We start from the raw sequence: 6839 nt of genomic DNA on the forward strand, positions 1-6839 counted from the left end.
CCGGCTCAAATCAAAAACCGCGGAAATTCAAGGAAGTAGCCAGCCGCCAGGCACCCGTTTAGTGACTAAGGTCACATAGACCGGTCTAGTCGGCTGAATTACACCCGCTTCGATTTGTAACTGGGCGCGGCCTCGCGTAAAGTAATTCGAGGTTCGGGGAGCGAGAAGTTCTCCAAGAGCCGAGAATGCGCCCATAGCTCAGCTGGATAGAGCGTCTGTCTACGGAACAGAAGGTCAGGGGTTCGAATCCCTTTGGGCGCACAGAAGAAGAAGATCCGCCCCGGTTCGCCGGGCGGATCTTCTGTTTTAAGCGCCCGCGGTACGCGCAAAGTACAGATGCCAAGCACACGCGCAGAGTACACAGGCACGGTGCACAGCCAGGGGCCGCTAGCGGCCCACTCAGCAGGGATCAGCCCGTGGCCTGGGCGATGATGTCCCGTATTGCGTCGAAATGGGTGCTGAGCCGTTCGGCTGCCAGGGCCTTATCCGCCGAGGCGACAGCCTCATAGATCCCCCTGTGTTGCGCAGCCGTCGCCGGGAGGTCGACGGCGTACGGACCGCCGAGTTCGAGGTGGATGGTGCGGTACACCTTCCAGAAGACATCCATCAGGCTGATCAATAAATCGTTGTTCAGCGGCTCGAAAAGCCGGCGGTGGAACTCCGCGTCGGCCTCGATGAAGGGCTCCCCGGCAGCAGCCAGCGCTTCCATCCGGTGCACGGATTCCTCCACGGCGGCCAGCTGCTCTGCGCTGATCCGGTCCATGGCGGCGCCGACCAGGCCGGATTCGAGCGCTTGCCGGACCTCCACGAGCTGCAGGGCTTCCTCACCGTGATGGCGCAGCGACAGCCGGGCCCGGAACGTGAGCCCGTCAGTCAGGGCTTCGAAATTGCTCGGCGCCACAAACATGCCGAAGCCGTGGCGGATCTCGATGACACCCAGCGCCTGGAGCGCCTTCAGGGACTCCCTCAGCGTGTTGCGGCCGACGCCGAGGGCCGCAGTGAGCTCGCTCTCCGTCGGCAATGGGTCCCCGGGAACAAGGTCGCGCTCAAGGATCAGCTCCAGGATGTCCGACTGAAGTGCCCGGAGCCGGGTCTGGGCACTGAACCTCGCCAGCGGTATGGCCGTGCCTGTTGTCATGTTGCGTGCGGCCATGGCCGCCTCCTCCCCCAAGTATGGTCCCAACAGTAGCGACCGTCCCCCCTCCTGCAAAGGGCCCGGCCCGGCATATTACGCCGGAACCCAGCACCGCCGGCGCCCGGGGCGCCCGCCCGGATCCGGCCAGGGCCCCGGCGTAGGCTGGTGCCATGACAGCACAGCTTCTGCGGGAATTCGATGTCATTGTGATCGGCGCGGGCGCCGTGGGCGAGAACGTGGCGGACCGCGTGGTCCGCGGCGGCCTGACGGCGGTGCTCATCGAGGCGGAGCTGGTAGGCGGCGAGTGCTCGTATTGGGCCTGCATGCCCTCGAAAGCGCTCCTGCGCCCGGGAACCGCACTGCACGGGGCCCAGACTGTCCCGGGAGCCCAGGAAGCCGTCACGCGCACCCTGGATCCGGCAGCCGTCCTGAAGCGCCGGGACTATTTCACCTCGAACTGGCAGGACGACAGCCAGGTCAAGTGGGTGGAGGACACCGGGATCGAGCTGATCCGCGGCCATGGCTGGATCACCGCCCCGCGGCAGGTCGAAGTGGCAGGGCTGGACGGCAACAGCTACGCGCTGACGGCCCGGCACGCCGTCGTGGTCGCCACGGGATCCACCCCCAACCAGCCGCCGGTCGAAGGGCTTCACGACGTCGAGTACTGGACCACCAGGGAGGCGACCTCCGCCCGCGCCGTCCCGGCGCGGCTGGCGGTCCTGGGCGGCGGGGTTGCCGGCGTCGAACTCGCCCAGGCCTACGCCCGCCTTGGTTCGTCCGTGACTCTCGTGGCCCGCGGCAGCCTGTTGGGCGTTTTCCCGGAGCAGGCCGCCGACCTGGTCGCGGCCGGGTTGCGCGCCGACGGCGTCGACCTCCGCCTGCATACAGGGACCCGGAGCGTGCACGAGAACGACGACGGCTCCCTCACTGTCGTGCTCGACGGCGGCCCCAAGGACAACTCTGGCCCGACCCATGGCGCCACGGTGACGGCGGACAAGCTGCTCGTCACCACCGGCCGGCACCCCGCCCTTGAGGGACTCGGCCTGGACAGCGTCGGCCTCCCGGCGCCCGAGGGCGGGACCCTGCGGCTCACTACCGATTCCACCGGACTAGTCCACCAAGCCACCGACAACGAAGTGTCCGGCAACCCGTGGCTCTATGCTGCCGGCGACGCCGCCGGACGGGCCATGCTGACCCACCAGGGCAAGTACGGTGCCCGGGCCACGGGAGACGCCATTGCCGCCCGGGCCAAGGGCGAACTCACCGGCGAGCCGGCACCGTGGAGCCGTTTTGCCCAGACGGCATATGAGCACGCTGTGCCGAATGTGGTGTTCACCGACCCGGAGCTGGCGAATGTCGGCCGGACCATGGCGCAGGCGGAGAAAGACGGTTTCCGGGCCTCTGCCGTGGAGCTTCCCATCCAGGTGGCCGGCTCGTCCCTGCACGCCGAACACTATGAAGGGTGGGCGCAGCTGGTCATCGACGAGGACCGCAGGGTGCTGCTGGGCGCCACGTTCGCCGGCCCGGATGTGGCCGAGCTCCTGCATGCCGCCACGATTGCGGTGGTGGGGGAAGTTCCGCTGGAGCGTCTGTGGCACGCCGTGCCCTCCTATCCGACCATCAGCGAAGTCTGGCTCCGCCTACTGGAGGAATACGGCCTCTGAACCGGCCGGAGCGGCTGCGGCACGTCTGGTTCATCACACCCAACCCATTCTATTTGAACTGACTGGTCAGTTTAGTTAGCCTTGAGTGGACATCGTTCCTGCGAAAGGCCCGCTTTGCTCTGCGTACAACAGCTCTCCGTGACCGGCCGGCGGGATGACCTGCTGCCGCCCACCTCGCTTGAGGCCGCGCGCGGAGACCTCCTGCTGGTCGAAGGTGTCCGCCAGGACCAGCGGACCGCCCTGGCCCTGGCCCTGAGCGGACGTATGAAGCCCTCCGCCGGGATCGTGAGCTGGGACGGAAATACCCGGATCAAAGTGCTCCGGCAGGCGAGCAGCGTGGTCGACTCCCCCGGCGTCAACGAGCCCGAACAGCACCTGAGCGTCCGCGACCTCGTCACCGAGGATCTGGCCCTGGTGCCGCGCCGCCACCGCGGCGCCGCGCGCAGCACGCCCTGGCTAAGGCTCAACAATTTCGAAGACATCGCCGGGCTTTGGACCGAGCAGCTGCCGGCGGGCCGGCGGACCGGGCTCCTCACGGCGCTCGCCCTCGCCAATCCGGACACCGATCTCCTCGTGGTGGACTCCCCCGACCGGCACAGCGGCGATGCCGCCGACTGGCTGCCGCGGCTGCAGGAACTGGCGCACGACGCCGGGCGGCCGCTCGCCGTCGTCACCACCGTCACCCGCATTCCGGACGGCTGGACGGGGCCAGCCGTCGCGATCGGCAATGCCGTCCCGCAAGCTGACCCCGATGCTGACGACGCCGATGCTGATGCAGCCCAGACTCGCGTAGGTCGCCGTCCCGAAACTTTCTTGCCCGAATCCCTCTCACCCGAAACCGAGGACGCAAAGTGACAGTGCTGCGGCTGGCCCGCTCCGAGCTCAAACGAATGACCGGCGGGCTGCTTCCCAAGCTGACCATCCTGGCCCTGGCCCTCGTTCCATTGCTCTACGGCGCCGTGTACCTCTACGCCAACTGGGATCCGTACGGCAAGTTGAACCAGATCGATGCGGCCCTGGTGGTCCAGGACTCCGGTGCAGCGTCCGCCGACGGCACGCGGCTGGAGGCCGGCCGGAAGGTGGCCGAGAGCCTGGTGGACGGCCATGTTTTCAACTGGAAGACGGTCGCCAGCACGGAGGAGGCAGACCAGGGCGTCAGCAACGGCACCTACGCCTTCGCCCTGAAAATCCCGCAGGACTTTTCCGCGAACCTGGTCTCCCCCGGCAGCTTCGACGCCGCCAACCAGGCCATGCTGAACGTCACCACCAACGATGCCAACAACTATCTGCTGAGCACCATCGTGGACAAGCTGACCACCGCGGTGCACACGACGGTCGCCAAGGAGGTGGGCGAGGAGACCGCCAACCAGCTCCTCACCGGATTCGGCACCATACACACGCAGATGCTCAAGGCCTCCGACGGCGCCGGCCAGCTCGCCGACGGCGTCGCCCGGCTTCACGACGGCACCGTGACCCTGCACCAGGGCACCGGCGAACTCACATCCGGCGCCACCGAGCTGTACAACGGCGAAGTCAAGCTCCGGGACGGCGCCACTGCGCTCAGCGCCGGGGCCGGACAGCTCAGCAGCGGCCTCACCCAGCTCAAGGACAAGACGGCAGCCCTGCCCGCCGACGCACAGCGGCTGGCTGACGGCGCCGCCCAGGTGGCCGCGGGCAACGCCGCGCTCAACGCCCAGGTGCAGGCCATTCCCGGACAACTCGCGGCCGCGGAACAAGCCGCGCAGCAGGCCGCCGCGCAGGCCCAGCGGAGCAGGGTCGTGGCGTCCACGGCCCGCCTGGTCGCCGCCGGCGTCCTCAGCCAGGAGCAGGCCGACAAGGTGGTTGCCGACGTCGACGCCACTCCGGCCCCGCCGGCGGCTTCTGCCGTGGCTTCTCCCTCCGGCACCAAGCTGCAGGCTGCCGCCGCCCAGGTCCAGAAGCTGGCCGACGGTTCCGCCGCCGTCAGCGCCGGCGCCTCACAACTGGCCGGCGCCGCGCCCGCCCTCAGCGACGCCGTCGCCAAGGCCTCCGCCGGGGCGGACCAGCTCGCCGGCGGTTCGGCGGCCCTCGCTGCCGGCCAGCAGAACGCCGTCGACGGTGCCGGCAAGCTCGTGCAGGGAGCCCAGAAACTCGACGACGGCGCGGCGCAGCTGGAGAGCGGCGCGGCGACGGCCTCCGACGGCGCGGGAACGCTCGCCGCGGAACTCGCCCAGGGCGCCGGGAAGGTCCCCAACCCCGACGACGCCCAGAAGGACAGCCTCTCCAAGGTCATGGCGGATCCAGTCGCCGTCAGCAATGTTTCGCAGGCCAAGGCTGGGTCCTACGGCGCCGGACTTGCGCCGTTCTTCCTGACGCTGTCCCTGTGGATCGGCATCTTCATGCTGGTGCAGGCGATGCGCCCGGTCACCCAGCGCGCGCTGGCCTCCAATGCACCGGCCTGGAAGATCGCTGCCGGCGGCTGGCTTCCGTTCCTGGCGGTGTCCGCCGTGCAGGCCAGCCTGCTGACCCTGGTGGTGGACGTGGGGCTCGGACTGAACCCCGCCCACCCGGTGCTCATGTGGTTCCTCATGCTGGCGGCCGCGATGGCGTTCAGCGCAATCATCCAGGGCGTGGTTGCGCTGCTTGGTTCGCCCGGCAAGCTCGTGGTGCTGATCCTGCTGGTGCTGCAGCTGGTCTCCTCCGGCGGCACGTTCCCGTGGCAGACCACGCCCGAGCCGCTGCACGTGGTGCACCAGATCCTGCCGATGGGCTACGTGGTCAGCGGCATGCGGCACCTGATCTACGGCGCTGACCTGGCCATCATCCTGCCCACCATGCTGGGGCTGGTTGGCTACACTTTGCTGGGACTGGCAATGTCAACCGTTGCCGCCCGGAAGAACAAATACTGGACCCCCAAGACGCTGAAACCGGAGATCGCCGTATGACCACCAGCCAAAGCGGCGGCAGCGCGGCAGGTCCCGGGGACGCGGAGAAAAAGCTCCGGCCCGCCCGCACCAACGCCACGAAGCAGAAACTGTTCGAGGCGTCCATGGAACTGATCGGAGAGCGCGGCGCGGCGGGCGTGACGGTGGACGAGATCGCCACGGCGGCCGGGGTGTCCAAGGGCACGGTGTATTACAACTTTGGCAGCAAGTCGGACCTGATTGCCCAGCTGCTGCGCCACGGCGTGGACATCCTCATGGCACGGCTCCTGAGCGTCCGGGACGACTCCGCCGATCCCCTCGCCGCCATGGAGGAGATGATCGGCCAGGCCATGGACTTCATGGCCGAGTACCCGTCCTTCGCCCGGCTTTGGGTCAGCGAAAACTGGCGCACTCCCAGTGAATGGCAGGACACCTTCGCAGAGCTCCGCGCGCGCCTGCTCGCGGTGATCGGCTCTGCCATCGATGGTGTCGCCGCCGCCTATCCCGTGGATCCCGGTGTATCCCGGGGCAGCCTCGAAACGGCAATCTTTGGGGCCTGTTTCGTGGTGGGCCTGGACCGCCAGACGTACAACCCGGAGCGGACCAGGGAGCAGAGTGTGGCCGCAATTATGGCCTCCATGCGCGGCTACGTCGTGAAGCAGCCGCCCACTCAGGCATGATTGTTCACATGCGTCACATGGGTACCAACGGGAAGATCGCCATCGGAGCGTTCCTCGCCGCCCTGGGACTTTTGGTCCTGACCGGAATCACCCTGCACGAGTGGGTGCTGGTGTGGTTCGTCGGGGCTGCCGCCACGGCCTATGTGGCCTGTGTGGCGGAGGTGGTGGTCCGGCGCCGGCACAAGACCCTGGCCGCGAGCGGGGTCGGCAGCATCCTCTTCATCGCGTTCGGGATCGCATTCCTGCGCCAGTGGGGACTGGCCTTCAACCCCGATCCCGACGCCCTGTCCACGCACGTCGATTCCGAGCATCCGGATCTGTACTTCTATCTGGCCGCGGCCGCCGGAGCCGTCACGTTGCTGTTGCTGTTTGCCGGCACTGTCCTGCCCGGCAAGAGCCGCGGCCGGCGTTCCCCGGGCCGGGCTCCGCGACGCCGCCCGGCGCCTGCCGCACGAGG

General features: G+C 68.2%; 5 protein-coding genes, 1 tRNA gene and 1 pseudogene. 6 read left to right on the top strand and 1 reads right to left on the bottom strand.

The features are described from left to right. The first annotated feature begins 187 nt into the window (after window positions 1–187). Window positions 188–261 (top strand) — tRNA-Arg (locus tag AC1D2F_RS14245). Window positions 262–409: 148 nt separating this feature from the next. Here the strand turns inward: AC1D2F_RS14245 and AC1D2F_RS14250 are convergent. Further along, on the bottom strand, window positions 410–1138 hold the full coding sequence (locus tag AC1D2F_RS14250; protein ID WP_229992776.1) for a FadR/GntR family transcriptional regulator: 729 nt from the start codon (window positions 1136–1138) through the stop codon (window positions 410–412). Window positions 1139–1305: 167 nt separating this feature from the next. Between AC1D2F_RS14250 and AC1D2F_RS14255 the strand changes: the two genes are divergently transcribed. The 5 genes and pseudogenes from AC1D2F_RS14255 to AC1D2F_RS14275 all read left to right on the top strand — a co-directional run. Then, the gene (locus tag AC1D2F_RS14255; RefSeq protein WP_364748242.1) at window positions 1306–2799 is read left to right on the top strand and encodes a dihydrolipoyl dehydrogenase family protein; all 1494 of its coding nucleotides are present in this window, start codon (window positions 1306–1308) and stop codon (window positions 2797–2799) included. Window positions 2800–2913: 114 nt separating this feature from the next. Next, on the top strand, window positions 2914–3654 hold the full coding sequence (locus tag AC1D2F_RS14260; RefSeq protein WP_364748244.1) for an ABC transporter ATP-binding protein: 741 nt from the start codon (window positions 2914–2916) through the stop codon (window positions 3652–3654). After that, window positions 3651–5723, top strand: coding sequence for a YhgE/Pip family protein (locus AC1D2F_RS14265; RefSeq protein WP_364748247.1), 2073 nt, complete (start codon window positions 3651–3653; stop codon window positions 5721–5723). Before AC1D2F_RS14260 ends, AC1D2F_RS14265 begins: the two co-directional genes overlap by 4 nt. After that, window positions 5720–6382: a TetR/AcrR family transcriptional regulator gene (locus AC1D2F_RS14270; RefSeq protein WP_229992723.1), complete on the top strand. Its 663-nt coding sequence runs from the start codon at window positions 5720–5722 to the stop codon at window positions 6380–6382. Before AC1D2F_RS14265 ends, AC1D2F_RS14270 begins: the two co-directional genes overlap by 4 nt. A gap of 17 nt (window positions 6383–6399) precedes the next feature. After that, window positions 6400–6839: pseudogene (locus tag AC1D2F_RS14275) on the top strand (hypothetical protein); the annotation flags it as partial.

It is taken from the genome of Arthrobacter sp. P1_B3, assembly GCF_056406615.1.

Bases quoted from the DNA above. Each gene is read 5' to 3' on its own strand.
- AC1D2F_RS14250 (WP_229992776.1), bottom strand. From the start codon at position 1,138: ATGACAACAGGCACGGCCATACCGCTGGCGAGGTTCAGTGCCCAGACC.
- AC1D2F_RS14255 (WP_364748242.1), top strand. From the start codon at position 1,306: ATGACAGCACAGCTTCTGCGGGAATTCGATGTCATTGTGATCGGCGCG.
- AC1D2F_RS14270 (WP_229992723.1), top strand. From the start codon at position 5,720: ATGACCACCAGCCAAAGCGGCGGCAGCGCGGCAGGTCCCGGGGACGCG.